Raw genomic sequence first — 17,138 nt, forward strand, 5'->3', positions numbered from 1 at the left:
AATAGTTTGTAGCCTATTTTGTTATTTTAAACAAGGCAAATACCAATCATACTTTTTGATTAGATTGAACGCTACCATATACCGCCGACATAAAGTCGGCGAATTAGTTTGTTAAATTAAATTATGCAAAGCCTTTTAAACCAACCACATGAACATGTTCTTGGTTATTAATGACTTTACGTACTAATTTATACGTTGTGCCTTTTTCCGGACTGATATTTTCTGGCGCAGCAATAATAAGTTGCATTTCCAATCTTTCGCAAAGTTCAAAGAGCGTTGCAATTGATTTAGCATCAAGTCGGGCTGCTTCATCTAGGAATAATAAGCGACAAGGTGATATGTCTTTATTACGCAAGCGTTTAGATTCTTCTTCCCAACTTTGAATCACCATCAATAGGATCGACATACCTGTACCGATTGCTTCACCTGTTGATAATGCACCACTTTCAGCACGTAACCAGCCATCAGCGCCACGATTAACTTCAACATCCATTTCCAGATAGTTTCGATAATCAAGCAATTCTTCACCTATATTTTGCGCAGTTCGCTGCCCCATATCAATATGAGGATTCAAGCGTTGATAAAGTTTAGCTAATGCTTCTGAGAAAGTAATACGATTATTACTAAACAGATCTTGATGCTCGTTTTGATCATCAGCTAATGCTGCTAATAACGAAGAGTGAGCTTCCCGGATACTAACATTAAGACGTACACCATTTACCTGACCAAATGCCACCGCTTGCAGACCTTGATTAAGCATACGAATACGGTTTTGCTCTCGTTGAATAGTTTTACGAATAATATTAGCCACACTTTTTGAGCTAATTGCCAATTGCTGTTCACGTGAATTAAGTTCTTCAGTTAATCGTGATAACTCAATTTCCATTTGCTCAATAGCTTCAATTGGGTCATCCGTTTTAACAATATCTTGGCGAATTCGTTCACGAAGATGTTTATAAACCGCAATATAAAATTGTATTTTACGTTCTGGTCGTTTTGGATCTTCGGATAATCTTAATACATCACGTAAATGTTCATTATCATTTACTGCTAGACGCAATGAACCGAGTGCCTTATCTGACATAGAGCGCAATTCATCAGCACTTAGATAAGCTAATTCTCGACGATGTAACCTTCGTTCAACGCTATTTTCTTTAACTAATCGTAAAACTAAACACCACCCTGCTTTCGCTTCCACAACTTGTTCACGTAATTGTTTATAATCACGTAGTGTTTGTGCTAAACGTTTTTGCATTTGTGTCATTTCGCTTTCGCACATAATAAGTAGTTTTTCAAGCGATGTGCATTGTTGCCGATTAGTGTTAAGTTTTTGATGAATTTCATCACGACGAATACGTGCTCGTTCTTCGGTTGCTGCATCCGCTTTAACACCTATTTGTTCAACCTCTTTATGCAACTCATTGAGCATGTCACGTTTAGTTTCAAATGCACTTTTTAAAGAAGCAAGAGTTTGATTATATTGATTGTATTTATCTTGGTACTGTTGCATCTGGCTACGTGCTTCAGTACGCTGTGCTTCAACCACCTCAAGTCGAGAACGTAGTTTTTCATTCAAATCACTATTTTCATTTAGCATTCCAGCCGAATCTTCATAGCTAAAATGCGCACGGCGTTGCATGACTTCGGTTAAGGCAAAAACTTGTTGACGAATAGTTTGTTGCTGAGCTTTGATAGTATTATATTGCTCACGTAGTGAATCATTCTGTTCAGGATCACTTTGTAACACAGCAATAATTGGTTCTAATTCCGAAACAGTATGGCGATGACGACTCACATATTGCGCAGCTTCTTGCGCTTCAGCCACTTGTTCACGTAAATCATCAACTCGATCGGCTAAATCATCATCATCCAATAAATGCATCTGAGCAACTAATCGATTAACTGTAGCTAGCTGCTCTTTACACATTGCCACTTGCTGTTGGTTTTGTTTATCAATGCTTTCTTGTGCTAATAATTGGCGTTCGATTTCATTGCGTCGTGTTGTTAGTTTTTGTACTTCGGCTTCTGGATCGATATCAAAAGCTACAGATAAATATTCACCAATAAACTGCCCAACATTTTGCTCAATACGCTGCAATTTTTGAAGGTCAAACGAAATTGTTGCATAAAGTTCATGTAGCTCATCACGTTCAGCTGATAATTTCTCAAGATGTATTTCACGTGCAGCTCGACCAAACAAAGGAACTTTAGGAAAACTTGAGAAACGCCATTGACGATCACCTGTTTTAACAAGAACCGATTTATTCATCTCTTCACAATCAAATACGCTATCATCAAATGATGATGGATCACCTTCGATAAAATAGATATCTTCTGGATAATCTTCTTCACTGCTAGTAAGGCTTTCGAGTTGTGTTTTGACTAATGATAAATCCGGTACCACAATGGCTTGCCTTGACGGACCATACAATGCTGAAAAATAAGGTGCATCATCAATTGTTACATCTTCATAAATTTCAGAAAGTAAAACACCATTGAATCGTTCAGCTAAAACAGATAAACGCCCGTCATCAACACCACTTGGTTGATTAAGTTGTTCTATTTGCGTATCAAGTTGATTTCGTTTGAAGTTTATTTGATCACGCTGAGTAACTAAAGCACGTTCCTGTTCAAGCAGTTGTTGCATATGCTGAGTAACTGATTGACTATTAGTAAAAGTTTGTTGTGTTTGTTCTTGCAATGCTATAAGTGCATCTTGAGCTTTTAACCATAATGGGGCTTTTTGACGATAGTCACTTATTTTTGTTTGTATTTGCTCAAACTCTTGCCTAAATTCAATTCGTTTTTCACTTGATTCGTTAGCAAGCTCGGCATTTTGATCCAATTGAACTTCAAGTTCTTGTTTTAATTCATCAAGTTCATCATAATTGATTTGACGACCAAAACGCTTACAGAATTGAGTTAGTAATGATTCAGCTTCTTTTTGTTCAAAAAAGCGTTGTTCTAATTCATCTAATTGTAGCTGTAAATGTTCTGCTTGCTCAGCTTGATAACATTGTGAAGGCCATTGTTTTAATGCTTCTCTAGCAGCACTCCATGCTTCACTTCGTACTACATCGCCAACCAACTTAACAACTAGTTGATACGCTCTATCAAATTGACTTATTGCAGCATCAGAAATACTAACTCTCTGTTCCAATTCTAATAATTTTTCAGTAACTTCTTTTTGTTTTTCTTGAAAAACTTCATAGTGATTTTCAACATTGCTTATACCTAATTTAGGCAATTGGCATAGTTGTTGGGCATTTTTCAGAGCTTGAATTGCTTGCTGATATTGAATAGCTCGAGTTTGTTGTACATCTAAAGCTTGTTGATAATCTGCCAATTGAGTTTTAATCTCATCAACTTCTTGTTCTGTCTGTTCAACTTGATCTCGGTAAGTTTGATACTGTTCATTTGCTTCAAATACAACTTCATTTTGCTCTTCAAGTTTTATATTAAGATCATCTAAATCTGCTTGATAGCGGTCAATTTTTTCTTGTTGACGCAAAGCAGTTTGTGCAAGATTAAGATGATCATTTGCTGCCTGAAGGTCTGTCTCTAAATCGCCTTGAGCATCTTGATATTCTTTAAGCTCTTTTGCCATCTCAACTTGTCGATACTGATTACTGATAAGCAGATCTTGCGTTTTGAACATATCTCGACGTAGTCCTAAAACTGATTCGATATGAACTCTACGCTCATTAGCATGACGCATATAATCAGCAGCCACATAGTTTGTAGATTCAGTAATGAGATGTTTGAATAAATCGCGATCTGATTGTGTAACTCGAATAGCTTCAAGTGTCATCCGATTTTCACGAAGTGCTGCTTCCATATCTTGGAATGCTTTTCTAACACCACTATTTTCTGGTAATAAATAATCACGTAATGATCGCGTGATAGCACTTGAAATTCCACCATAAAGAGAAGCTTCAATTAAACGATAATATTTACTTCGATCAGATGAAGAACGTAATCTTTTAGGTAAAATACCAAAATCAAACATGACTGAATGATAATCAGTAATGGAATTAAATTGCTTAAAGATAACCCCTTCCATTGATTCAATCTTATCTTTCAATTCCGGTAAAGATAAAATTCTAGCCTGTTTTTCATTTAAGCGCTCTGTTACTAATTCTGTTGGAGTAATATTGACAGGCAAACCTTGTATTAAAAAAGGTTTAATATCAACTTTTTTATCACGACCAGCAACCTGCTGTAAACGCACACCACAGATAATCCGTTGATTACGAGAATTAATTACATCCAGCATCGAGTAACACACGCCTGGCTTTAATTTACCATGTAAACCTTTATCTCTAGAACCCGAAGTTGCTCCTGCTTCAGTTGTATTTCTAAAATGTAATAAGGTTAAATCTGGGATTAATGCAGTGACAAATGCTGCCATAGTGGTTGATTTACCAGCGCCATTACCACCAGAAAGTGTGGTAACAAGCTGATCAAGCTCAAACGTTCGAGCAAAAAAGCCGTTCCAATTAATTAAGGTTAATGAGTGAAATTTACCGTGTCCCATTATCATTATTCAATCTCCTCATTAACATCTTCATCATCACTATTATCATCATCTAATATAAGTGATGATTCAATTTTAATCGCTTCACCATCGCGAATCAGGCGTAATTGTGCTTCTTGAGCATCATCACTGCTACGCACATCAGCTCCAAATCGGAATATAGATTCATTAATACGAAAACGGCTACTATCATTACCTACAATAAAGAAGATCATACCAAGTCGACGTAATCGATTTAATGCAGTTTTTACTTTATCAAATAATTTTTGGCGATCTAAATCCGAGCCTGTAGAACGCTGATTGACTAGTTTCAATAATTTACTTTCATCCGCTAATGAAACAAGCTCATCAAAAAGTTCTTGTAAGGTAAAAATGCCTTCATGTGCTAATCGCTCTGGACTTAAATAGAGATAACAAAGCACTTTACCGACTAACATATCAAGTTCAGATAATACTGAACGTGGAATCAGAGTAGTTGAACGAGGACGCAGATAGAAAAATCCTTCCGGTGCGCGAATAAGCTCGACATTATAACGTTGATAAAACTGTTCAAGCTCAAGTTGGAAATCCATTAAAAAAGCATGATTATCAAGCTCATCGATACCAATATGACGACCTGACCTTAATAGACTGTCAAGTTCCGGAAATATTGGATTGGCAATAGCTTGAGCTAATTTTACCGGCATAAACTTATCTATCGACGCTTGAGAGCTTGCTGCAATACGCCCCATAACCTCATCAAGATGATAGGAAGTTTGTTCTATTTCTAAATCATTAATATCTGTTGATGACATGTGCTTGTACCTTAGCTCCATAATCGTTAATAGGTTTCCATTCGGCTGGGATACCGAGTAAATCGCTTTCGGCAACACCTAATCGAATAGCCTGATCAATAAACAATCTTGCAATATCAAAATGTTGTTCACGTGGGAACTGTGCTAAATAACTATGAATTGCATTACTCATATCAAGTGGTTTATTTTCTTGTTTAAAGATCAATAAATTTTGTTCTATATGCGAAATAATATGTTCTTGAATTTCTTCAATCATTTCAAACTCAAGCTCGGATGGTAATTCACCCGTCACTTCTGCTTCATGCAGTGCTAACTCTTCATCACGCATATCAAGTAAACGCTCAGCATTAGCAAAAGTGAGTGACCATGGTAAATCAAAATAGCTTTGAATCGATTTACGTAATCGCTGAGAAAAAACTCGATTCTTATCTAAATCGATTGCTGTACGAATAAATTTATGAACGTGTCTATCATAACCAATCCATAGGTCTATTGCTTTTTGTCCCCAGCCAATAATTCGGTCTAGTTTTCCTTGCAAATCCATAACAACATTGTTAATTTTATCAAGATCTGGATTATCTAATGTGGCATCTTGTATCAGAAGCAAACTGGCTTGTAGCTTATCACCTGCAGCTGCCAACGTATCTTGCAGCTCACGCAATGTTTGTGATGTTTCGGTAAGTAAACCTTCACAACTACTGATGGCTGCTTGCCAATCTTGGCTTAACAATGCTGAAATATTTTGTTTAACTTCAGCTTGTTGTTCATCCATTACTCTCTGAGTGATATCAATACTGTCAAAAATTTCTGCAACAGAATATTTCAATGGAGCAAAAACATTTCGATGCCAATGTAAATCATCGCCACCTTCAAGAGCCGCATCTGCTGCACGCTTTAATTCTTGTGCAACAATAGAAAGCTGAATAGATAAGCGTAAAGTCGAGAATTCTCGTTGGCGTATATAGTAATCAGAAATGCCGATTCCTAGTGGAGTTAAACGGTAAATAGAATAACCATCGGTCATTTCGCTAGCAAAGCGAGTAATTAAACGTTGGCGCACTAGATCATTAATGGCATTGTTAGCTCGAACAGTAATAGTATCTTCACTTTGCTCAAAGATCTGAGAGACATGTCTGAATCCGTCAATTAATTCAGATTCAGTCATTTCACCATCAAAGCGCTCACTGTTTAATACAGCAATTGCTAATAAAAAGGCTAATCGCTCAACAGGTAGAGCAATCGAAAAATCATTCTTTTTTGCCCAAGAGACCAGTTCTGGCACTGATTGGGAAAAATCCATCATAGTGATTCCTTAATTAAAGATGCACAACATCGCGACATCTTAAAATAATATGAGAAACACAATATATTGTGTTATGGACAAAATTTTATCGATTATATAACAAATTGTAGTAGTTAAAAATAGCTAAGTTTAGGATTTATTATTAGATGTGATAACCAATATTTAATTTTCTTAAATAAACTTGTTACCAAGACAAAAAAGACCAATTTATTAGCCAATTAACTTTATATTTAAATTGACTTATATAAATATAAAAATGATAATAATTATCGTTTTCATTTAAAATATTGAGGTATCTATGCGTAAAGTATTATTATCAGTTTTATTGGGGACTTTAATGGGTTTAATTTCACAATCCGTGACAGCTCATGGTATATGGATTACTGATCGAGTCGATCAAAAGCAGATTATTTTAGGTGAAGGACCTTTAGATAATGGTTATCAACCTGAAATGGTGAAAAAAGTTAAAGCTTATAATAGTGATTGGTCGGTACTACCCGTTTCAAAAACAGCACATAATAACTTTGTGACCATCGAACCTGCAAAAGATACAGCTGTAGTAACAGTTGATTTTGATTATGGTTATTGGACCAAAAATTCGGATGGTAAATACGTTAATTTGCCAATGAATCAAGTAAAAGGTGCAGATAAGGGCACTCATGCCATAAAATATAGTGTCAACTATTTATCATCCGTTATCAAACCCAAAATAATAGAAGATATTCCACTACAAATTGTTCCTTCTATTGACCCAACAAAATTAAAACGAGGCGACAATTTACCGATAACCGTTTTCAAAGATGGTAAACCACTAACCAATACACCTGTCATCATCGATGTTGTAAATAATTTAGACAAAACAGTGAAAACTGATGATAGAGGCCAGGCTACTATTATTGTGCCAAATCAAGGTTTAAACGTTATAGGTGTTGAAATTGGTTTCCCGCTTAAAGATAATCAACTAGCTACCCAAGACAAATTTTTTACTACATTAGTTTTTACATTAATTCCTGAAGAAGATTAATTTATATATAAAAAACGGGATCATTATCCCGTTTTTTATAATTATCTTTTTAAACTTCAGCACTAATCGGACGCGGTATAAGAAAACTACAAAATAGAGCTAAAATCGTAATGATTAAACCTAACAACATACCATTAAAGTAACCATCAATTGTGTCTCCATTTATCATCTGAATTGCTGGCAATAAAGCAAAACTCAAACCAGCACCTAAATTAAATGCCCCTGCATTCATACCAGGTAAAAATCCTGGATTATCAGTAGGAGATAAGACGATACCTAATCCATTTAAAATGATATTAGCCATTCCAGCATAAAAAATACCTAAAACAATCACGCCAACCGATAAAATAGGTAAAGAATGAATGCCATAAAACATAATAACTAAAATACCAATAATACAACCTACTAAACCTAATTTGAGCACTTTATTATAACCCATTATTGGTGCCAATCTTCCTGAAAATGGCCCAACAAACCAACCAATTAAAGCATAAGGTGTGAGAAAAATTAATGATGCCCAATCGGCGTCTAACCCCAAACCTATTTCATGATTTTGGGCAATTGACATCACTAAACCATTAACGATGGCAAAGATCCCAGTCATGGTTAATGTGGTTGTTAATAACAACGCCCAGGTGGCACGCTTTTTCAAATGATTGATTGTGACTAAAGGTTGCTTACTTCTTTTTTCTACATTCCAAAATAAAATAAAACATAAAAAAGCCAATAAACTTAAACCACTAACAATCAGCCAATTAGCATTGTCAAGTTTACCGGCTTCATTAAGTGCAAGTAATAACGCAGCTATTGTTAAAACAATTAACAAAACGCCTAACCAATCCATCTTGGTACTTTTAGAGGGCTGAGATTCTAACGCAAAACGATGAACAAAAAAAGTCGAAATTGCTGCAACAATAGCTATAATCCAAAATACAGACCGGAAGCCAAAATGCGTAGCAAGTAAACCTCCCGCAATAGCATCAACACCAGCAATACCACCATTTACTGCTGTTATGATACCCATTAACATACCATATTGCTTAACGTCTTTTACTTCAAAACTTAACATTAACAAACATAATGGAACCACTGGCCCTGATACACCTTGAATAATGCGAGCAACATACAAAACCTCAATATTCGGCGCAATAGCAGCAATGACTGTACCTAAAGTCATTATAATCAACATGGCTGTTAATACTTTTTTTCTCCCTTTTATATCACTTAATCGGGGCAAGAATAGTGAAAATAGTGCAGCTGCTGTAAAAAAAGAAGTTTGAGATAGTCCGACAGCTGCATCATTAGTTCCTAATTCTTTCGCTATAGTAACTAACACTGGGCTTAACATGCTTGCATTAAGTTGGAAAGCAACACATGCAGCAAGCAAAGCAACCATTAAAGCCAAGATATTATTTTTTTTCTGGCTTAGATCTGCCATATATTTACCTCATTAAATGTTTTAATTGATCGGCATTTGAATATCATTAGTAACTATACTCAAATGAGATGATTCTTTATTTGTATCTATTTGATATATAATTAAATATCAATAATTTTATTTTCTCACGTATAAAACCAATAAAAGGTTATTATCAGAGATCATGCTGTCGTAGATGTTTTCATCTGACTATGAAATATTAACTAAAGTTCAAATTAACCTTGAATTATCAGATAATTGCAAAACCTAATCTGATAAATCACACACCAATTGAAATATCTAATTAATAATTAACCATAGGTAGAAAAAACAATTTTTGGCAAACAGAGGTGTTCTTAATGGCGATTAAGATAGTTCACTTTTAAAACAAACTATTCACACTGATTACAAGAGAAATATTCTAATTTCAATTCTCAGATTTAAAATCCACTTATTATTAAATTTAATATTAAGATTTCGATAATAAAAAATAAATTACCTACTCGCACTGTCGCTAATTTGTGCTAAAATCGGGAGACATGAATAATCTTTTTTAACATAAGGATGTAACGTAATGCATATCGGTATACCAAAAGAACGGTTAGCCAATGAAGCTAGGGTTGCAGCAACACCTCAAACTGTTGGACAACTATTAAAACTTGGATTTACAGTTTCAGTAGAACAAGGTGCTGGACACGCTGCTCATTTTGAAGACCAAGCTTTTATTGATGCTGGGGCCACTATTCAAAACACAAAGGATATTTGGCAAAATGATCTTATTTTAAAATTTCACGCGCCAACTGATGATGAAATCGCTCTGATGAAAGAGGGATTAACACTCATTAGCTATATTTATCCAGCTCAACATAAAGATCTTTTAGAAAAACTTGCCACTAAAAATATTACTGTAATGGCAATGGATTGTGTGCCTCGTATTTCACGAGCTCAATCACTAGATGCATTAAGTTCTATGTCTAACATTGCAGGTTATCGCTCTGTTATTGAAGCTGCGAACCAATTTGGTCGATTTTTTACCGGTCAAGTCACTGCTGCAGGTAAAGTACCACCAGCAAAAGTATTGGTAATTGGAGCTGGTGTTGCTGGTCTTGCAGCAATTGGTGCAGCAGTTAGTTTAGGTGCTATTGTTCGTGCATTTGATACACGTCCAGAAGTTGCTGAACAAATCAATAGTATGGGTGCTGACTTTTTAGAATTAGATTTCGAAGAGGAAGCTGGTTCTGGAGATGGCTACGCAAAACAAATGTCTGCAGCCTTTATTGAAGCTGAAATGGCTTTATTTGCTGAACAAGCAAAAGATGTTGATATTATTATCACTACAGCATTAATTCCAGGTAAACCTGCGCCAAAACTTATCTCTAAAGAGATGGTTGAGTCAATGAAACCAGGTAGTGTTATTGTTGATTTAGCAGCCTTAACTGGTGGTAACTGCGAATTAACCAAACCGGGTGAAGTATTCGAAACAGATAATAATGTTAAAATAGTTGGTTACACAGATTTAGCTAACCGAATGCCGGCACAAGCATCACAACTATATGGAACTAACATTGTTAACTTATTAAAATTACTCGCCAAAGAAAAAGATGGTAACATCGACATTAATTTTGACGATGTTGTGATTCGTGGCGTAACTGTCGTTAAAGATAAAGAAATAACATGGCCAGCTCCACCAATTCAAGTTTCTGCACAACCACAGAAAAAAGCGGTTGAACCTATCGCCAAACCAGAACCCACACCAATGCAACCTGCAAAAAAATTTGGTATTTTAGCTTTATTGATTATTGCTTATTTCTGGTTAGCTAATGTGGTTCCTGAAACCTTTTTAGGACACTTCACTGTATTTGCTTTGTCTTGTGTAGTAGGGTATTACGTAGTATGGAATGTAACTCATTCATTACATACACCATTAATGTCAGTTACTAATGCTATCTCTGGTATCATATTAGTAGGTGCAATACTGCAAGTCGGTGATGATAATGGCTTAACTACGGCAATTGCCTTTGTTGCTATTTTAATTGCTAGTATCAATATTTTTGGTGGATTTTTTGTTACACAAAGAATGCTAAAAATGTTTCAACGTGGCAAGTAAAGGAGATTATTGATAATGTTTAGTCATGGAATAATTCAAGCAGCCTATGTTCTTGCTGCATTACTTTTTATATTTAGTTTACGAGGACTATCAAATCAAGAATCAGCCAAATCTGGAAACATTTATGGCATGGTTGGTATGGTAATTGCACTTATTGCTGCTATTGCAAGTATTAAAGGCGGACTACACTGGATCATTATTGCTATGGTCATTGGTGCAGCTATTGGTCTTTATCTTGCTAAAAAAGTAGAAATGACACAAATGCCAGAGCTTGTTGCACTACTCCACAGTTTTGTTGGTATGGCTGCAGTTCTCGTTGGTTTCAATAGCTTCTTAGATTCTAATATTATGGTTTTCAGTGGCAGTGAACTTACTGTACATTTAGTAGAAATTTTTATTGGTATCTTTATTGGTGCAGTTACTTTTTCTGGCTCAGTCGTTGCATTTGGAAAACTAAATGGCCGCATTAGCTCTAAACCACTTTCTATTCCTTATAAACACTACTGGAACTTAGCGGCAATCGTTGTTTCAGTAATTTTGATGTTTACTTTTATTGGCGTGAAAAGTGGCGCAGGCGCACTTGTTAGTCTACTTGTTATGACTATCATCGCATTAGTATTTGGCTTCCATCTTGTGGCATCAATTGGTGGTGCAGACATGCCAGTAGTTATTTCAATGCTTAACTCATATTCTGGATGGGCAGCAGCTGCAGCAGGATTTATGTTAGGTAATGATTTACTTATTGTAACCGGTGCTTTAGTTGGTTCTTCAGGGGCAATTCTTTCTTACATCATGTGTAAAGCAATGAATCGCTCATTCATCAGCGTCATTGCCGGTGGTTTTGGTAGCGATGGTAGCGCATCAAGCTCTTCAGAAGAAGAACAAGGTGAATACCGTGAAATGCAGCCAGCAGAAGTTGCTCAAACATTAAAAGAAGCACGTTCAGTTATTATCGTACCGGGTTATGGTATGGCCGTTGCTCAAGCACAAGGTGCGGTAAGCAATATTACTGAAAAACTACGTGGTATGGGTATAGAAGTCCGATTTGGTATTCACCCAGTTGCAGGACGTTTACCTGGTCATATGAATGTATTATTAGCCGAAGCAAAAGTACCTTACGATATTGTATTAGAAATGGATGAAATCAATGATGACTTCCCTGATACAGATGTTGTTTGGGTAATTGGTGCAAATGATACAGTTAACCCAGCGGCAGAAGAAGATCCAAATAGCCCTATCGCAGGTATGCCTGTTCTTGAAGTTTGGAAAGCAAAAACTGTTATTATATCCAAACGCTCAATGAATACCGGATATGCAGGTGTTCAAAATCCACTATTCTTTAAAGAAAATAGTTATATGCTATTTGGTGATGCCAAAGATAGTGTTGAAAAAGTTTTACAAAATCTTTAATGACGGTTAGTCTTTAGTAGATACAAAATATTACTGCGGCTTTAGCCGCAGTATTTTTATAAGATATTAAGGGTTTAAATTTTTTTGATCTAAAAAAGTAGTAATTTGATTAATTATTTCATCATGAATTTCGGTTCTGGTTCGTTCCCCGCCATCTTTACAAATGATACTTTCGCCTTTAGCTTCTTGCTCTAATATTTCTATCGCCTGTGGTTTACAAACTTGTATAAAACTAAAATGCATCGCATCTGGTATAACAGTATAAGTAGATAATGATTTTAAAAGAAACCGTCTTAAATAGCCTGATTCAAGTTCTACATTCATGTCACCAACATCAACACCAGCTCCAATAATCAAAGAGGGAATATTAATATTTTTCAGACTTTCGGGAGTAAAACCTCTGACTAACCCTGCATCTAAAGAGATAAATGATTTTATTTTTGAATCTAACATACTTTGAGTTAATTTTGGGTTATCAAGACCTAGTTCATTTACTAATTGGCAAGCTTTCAATTGTGAATTTTCAGTACAATCTTCTTTAAATAGATCAATATCAAATCTTGCACCAGCAAGCGCTATTACGGTCCAACCGCCAAGGGAATGCCCAATGGCTGATATTTTATTCATATCAATATGGTTAGCTAATAGCTTATCTTCTTTTAAATATCAATAGTTTTACTTAGGTCTTCAGGACGTAGCCATAATTTTCTTGATTGATTAATATCTTTATTAAAAAAAGTTGTTCCTGGATGATTTGGCGCTGCAATAATATATCCCTTACCTGCAAGTTCATAGGCAAGCCAACTTAAATTTTGCCAGCTACCACCGTAACCATGAGAAACAACGATTAACGGAAGTTTCCTGGAATCATTGATAGGTATTGCGTTAGGGACAACTTCAGAACCATTAAAAACTACATTATCGCCTATAAATACTGTTTTCTGTTGATTAGTAGTTGGATACCATATTGCAATGTTAAGAGGTCTACCATCTTCTTCTCCATAATGGATTTCCCTAAATCCAACATTTGAATCTGCATAACCAAAAAATGAAATTGAATATATGAAAAAAAACAGATAGTACACTTTAGCCATTAACTTATTCCCTATATAACTGCATTATATAAATAATATTAATCAATAAGATAGGTTTTGATAATAGTGAGTTAAAATAACGATTTCAACTTACAATAATTATTCATTATTATTTTTGATTTTTTCTTTATGATAAAGGTAATAAGCGCCACGAGAAACCATACGAAGTTGAAATATAAGATCTTCAATTAGTTTTTGGCGTTGTACTATGTCGAAATCAATTGCTTCCGCGCCAGCATTAAATGCGATAGTCACCATTGCTTCGGCTTGAGCTTCATTATAATGATGTGGCATTTGATTGGCATTGTCTAAATAATCAACAAGCTCCACAATAAAGTGCTGAATTTCGCGTGCAATTGCCGATCTGAATGCTGAAGAAGTCCCGGCTTTTTCTCTGAGCAACAATAAAAATACTTTAGGGTTTTTATCAATAAATTCAATAAAGGTGGTTACCGAAGTTCGAAGAACACTCCCTCCCTTTTCAATACGTTTTCGAGCTTGGCGCAATAATTGACGAAGAGTTAAACCGCTCTCATCAACCATCGCTAAACCTAACTCATCCATATCACGAAAATGGCGATAAAATGATGTAGCAGCTATACCTGCCTCACGGGAAACTTCGCGCAGACTTAAACTTGCAAAACCTTGTTCCGCGTTGAGTTGATGAAATGCAGCATCAATTAAACTTCGACGAGTTCTCTCCTTTTGCTGCGCTCTAACTCCACAGGTTTTAACATTTTTCATTTTTTAAATTCTGCGCTATAAGAAATATAAATTATTTCTGGCCTAACAGTCGTTCTTTTTCAGCAAAGACTTTTGGCATATGGTCACGAATAGTTTTAGCGATAGTTTCATAACGAGAACGTAATGGAGAACCAGGTCGATAAATTAAAGCGATGCTTCGTGTTGGGACAGGATCAGTACATGGAATATAGCAAATATTATCACGAGTACGTTCATTTGGAGCCGCTAACTCTGGAAATAAAGTAATTCCACGTCCTGCTGATATCATACTACGCAATGTTTCTAAACTCGTCGCTTTAAATTGTTTATCTTCATCAATTCCTACCTGAAAACAATACCCCATAGCATGTTCGCGTAGACAATGACCATCCTCCAACATTAAAAATTTCTTCCCTTTCAGACTAGAAAGCTTAACTGTCTGTTTACTAGCTAATTCATCATTTGCAGGAACGGCTAAAAACATAGGTTCATTGAATAAAGGTAGTTCAATAAATTGTGCGGTTTCTTTTACTTGAGCGATAATAGCACAATCCAATTTTCCACTTTCAAGTTGAGCAACAATATTGGCAGTTTGCGCTTCATGTAAATAAAGTTCTAGTTGAGGAAAGGATTCATGTAATACGGTAATCACATGTGGTAATAAATATGGAGCGATAGTCGGAATTAATCCAATATGCATAGGACCAGCCATCTCTTCCCCCTGACGACTAGCCATCTCTTTTAAAATCTGTATATTACGTAAAATTTCTTTAGCTTGCTCAACAAGCATCATGCCAGTTTGAGTAAATAACACTTTACGACTAGTACGTTCAAGTAACATTACGCCTAATTCGTCTTCAAGTTTTCTGATTTGACCACTTAGTGTTGGTTGACTAACATTACAAGCATCAGCTGCTTTACGAAAGTGCCGGAATTCAGCTAATGATACAAAATATTCCAAATCTCGAATATTCATAGAGTCCCCAATAAGTTATCAGTTAATATTTTTATACTCTTAATTGTAAACCAAATTAATAATTATTTTTATCAAAAATCTTTTTTAAAAGAGTATAAGTTTAATAAAATCAATTAGTCATTAATAAAATAAATAAGATAATCTATTTTGAATTAATTTTTATTAAGTTAAAAAATAATCTAACTAATTGTACTATATAAATTACTATTGTTGATAATTATGTTCAAAAAATCAAATAAAATATTTAATTAATATAAAGAAATTTCCTTTATTTTGCTTGGTATAACTATTTCAAGAAAAATGGAAAGTTAGATTTAATTGCGATATAATCGCGCGCTATATTTTAGTATAGACCATTATTAATTCGAGGTGCGCTATTTTTAAACAAGTTTCTCGCTTTTATCGTAAAATGTTCCATCACAAAGAGCGACAAGAGTCGCATTATATTTCCATCTCACGTAATGAGCATAATATTTCTCGTAAGAATATAAGCGAAAATGCGTTGAAAGTACTTTATCGATTGAATAAACAAGGATATGAAGCCTATCTCGTAGGTGGTTGTATTCGCGACCTTCTATTAGGTAAAAAACCAAAAGATTTCGATATTGCGACAAATGCTACACCAGAACAAATTCAAAAGATTTTTCGAAATTGCCGCTTGATAGGTAAACGCTTTCGCTTAGCTCATATTATGTTTGGAAAAGAGATAATTGAGGTTGCAACGTTCCGAGGTGATCATGATGATCAGAGTGAACAAAAGAACATATCAAAACGATCACAAGCAGGTATGTTATTAAGAGATAATGTCTATGGAACGATAGAGCAAGATGCCGTTCGTCGTGATTTCACTATGAATGCGCTTTATTATAGCGTCAAAGATTATACAATTCGTGATTATTGTGGTGGACTAAAAGATTTACAAAATGGCATTATTCGATTAATTGGTGATCCACAAACAAGGTATCGTGAAGATCCAGTAAGAATGTTAAGGACAATCCGTTTTGCAGCAAAACTTAACATGAAAATTGACCCAGCTACTGCTGAACCAATAAAAAAACTGGCTCCATTATTAAATAATATTCCTTCTGCCCGTCTTTTTGATGAATCATTGAAATTATTGCAATCAGGATATGGTTACGAGACTTATATATTATTAAAGCAGTTTCATTTATTTAAACAGTTGTTTCCTGTGGTTCAACGTTTATTTACACATGACCATGAAGGAAATATGGAAAAAATGATTGCTCAAGTGTTAAAAAATACTGATTACCGTATAGCAAATGAGCAACGCATTAACCCTGCTTTTTTATATGCAGCATTTTTTTGGTATCCAATTATAGAACAAACTCAATTAAACTGTATTGAGAGCGGTTTGCAATATTACGATTCTTTTTCTATGGCAATTAATGATGTACTAAATGAACAATGCCGTATTATCGCTATACCAAGACGTTTGACAGCGGTTATGGGTGATATGTGGCGATTACAATTAAGAATGAAAAAACGAGAAGGAAAACGTGCATTTGTCATCTTAGAGCATCAAAAGTTCCGAGCAGCTTATGATCTATTAGAAATGCGAGCTTCTATCGAAAAAGGTGAGCTTTTAGATTTAGCTAAGTGGTGGGATGAATTTCAACAAGTATCGACTGAAAAGAAAATAGTCATGGTAAGACAACTTGGTAAAACGAATAAACGACGGACTAAACGTTAATTTTCATTCGCACTTTTATAAATAACCGCTATAATGTTTCAA

12 protein-coding genes are annotated in these 17,138 nt (G+C 35.1%); 4 read left to right on the forward strand and 8 right to left on the reverse strand.

From position 1 onward, the window contains the following. Positions 1 to 121: 121 nt before the first annotated feature. The 3 genes from mukB to mukF are packed head-to-tail and all read right to left on the reverse strand — an operon-like array spanning position 122 to position 6,634. Positions 122 to 4,540: a chromosome partition protein MukB gene (gene mukB / locus J3U18_RS02660; RefSeq protein ID WP_416380375.1), complete on the reverse strand. Its 4,419-nt coding sequence runs from the start codon at positions 4,538 to 4,540 to the stop codon at positions 122 to 124. Between the two features lie 2 nt (positions 4,541 to 4,542). After that, entirely contained in the window at positions 4,543 to 5,268 is a 726-nt protein-coding gene (gene mukE / locus J3U18_RS02665) for a chromosome partition protein MukE (RefSeq protein ID WP_065562474.1), read from the reverse strand. 43 nt (positions 5,269 to 5,311) lie between these two features. Beyond that, positions 5,312 to 6,634, reverse strand: a complete 1,323-nt coding sequence (gene mukF, locus J3U18_RS02670) for a chromosome partition protein MukF (RefSeq protein ID WP_220225151.1) — start codon at positions 6,632 to 6,634, stop codon at positions 5,312 to 5,314. A 298-nt stretch (positions 6,635 to 6,932) separates the two neighbouring features. On the opposite strand from mukF, the gene J3U18_RS02675 reads away from it, so the two are divergent. Continuing rightward, positions 6,933 to 7,658 (forward strand): DUF4198 domain-containing protein, encoded by a 726-nt coding sequence (locus J3U18_RS02675; protein WP_267352841.1) that lies wholly within the window; start codon positions 6,933 to 6,935, stop codon positions 7,656 to 7,658. 49 nt (positions 7,659 to 7,707) lie between these two features. Here J3U18_RS02675 and J3U18_RS02680 read toward each other — a convergent pair whose 3' ends face one another. Continuing rightward, positions 7,708 to 9,096, reverse strand: a complete 1,389-nt coding sequence (locus J3U18_RS02680) for an MFS transporter (protein ID WP_267352842.1) — start codon at positions 9,094 to 9,096, stop codon at positions 7,708 to 7,710. A gap of 553 nt (positions 9,097 to 9,649) precedes the next feature. Here J3U18_RS02680 and pntA point away from each other — a divergent pair. Both pntA and pntB read left to right on the forward strand, forming a co-directional pair. Next, positions 9,650 to 11,182: a Re/Si-specific NAD(P)(+) transhydrogenase subunit alpha gene (pntA, locus tag J3U18_RS02685; RefSeq protein WP_065562365.1), complete on the forward strand. Its 1,533-nt coding sequence runs from the start codon at positions 9,650 to 9,652 to the stop codon at positions 11,180 to 11,182. A gap of 15 nt (positions 11,183 to 11,197) precedes the next feature. Then, positions 11,198 to 12,592, forward strand: a complete 1,395-nt coding sequence (gene pntB / locus J3U18_RS02690) for a Re/Si-specific NAD(P)(+) transhydrogenase subunit beta (RefSeq protein ID WP_267352843.1) — start codon at positions 11,198 to 11,200, stop codon at positions 12,590 to 12,592. Between the two features lie 66 nt (positions 12,593 to 12,658). Here the strand turns inward: pntB and J3U18_RS02695 are convergent, their stop codons facing one another. From J3U18_RS02695 to oxyR, 4 genes are all read right to left on the reverse strand, one after another. Next, positions 12,659 to 13,219 carry an alpha/beta hydrolase family protein gene (locus tag J3U18_RS02695; RefSeq protein ID WP_267352844.1) on the reverse strand — a complete coding sequence of 187 codons (561 nt, stop codon included), beginning with the start codon at positions 13,217 to 13,219 and terminating at the stop codon, positions 12,659 to 12,661. A gap of 32 nt (positions 13,220 to 13,251) precedes the next feature. Beyond that, positions 13,252 to 13,686 (reverse strand): alpha/beta hydrolase family protein, encoded by a 435-nt coding sequence (locus J3U18_RS02700; RefSeq protein ID WP_267352845.1) that lies wholly within the window; start codon positions 13,684 to 13,686, stop codon positions 13,252 to 13,254. A gap of 99 nt (positions 13,687 to 13,785) precedes the next feature. Further along, complete coding sequence (fabR, locus tag J3U18_RS02705) at positions 13,786 to 14,430, reverse strand: HTH-type transcriptional repressor FabR (RefSeq protein ID WP_220225155.1); 645 nt, start codon at positions 14,428 to 14,430, stop codon at positions 13,786 to 13,788. 31 nt (positions 14,431 to 14,461) lie between these two features. After that, entirely contained in the window at positions 14,462 to 15,385 is a 924-nt protein-coding gene (gene oxyR / locus J3U18_RS02710) for a DNA-binding transcriptional regulator OxyR (protein WP_065562368.1), read from the reverse strand. Between the two features lie 409 nt (positions 15,386 to 15,794). Here oxyR and pcnB point away from each other — a divergent pair, with 409 nt between their 5' ends. Beyond that, positions 15,795 to 17,096, forward strand: a complete 1,302-nt coding sequence (pcnB, locus tag J3U18_RS02715; RefSeq protein ID WP_267352846.1) for a polynucleotide adenylyltransferase PcnB — start codon at positions 15,795 to 15,797, stop codon at positions 17,094 to 17,096. The last annotated feature ends 42 nt before the right edge of the window (positions 17,097 to 17,138 follow it).

Source organism: Gilliamella sp. B3482, assembly GCF_026536805.1.
GTDB lineage: Bacteria > Pseudomonadota > Gammaproteobacteria > Enterobacterales > Orbaceae > Gilliamella > Gilliamella apicola_E.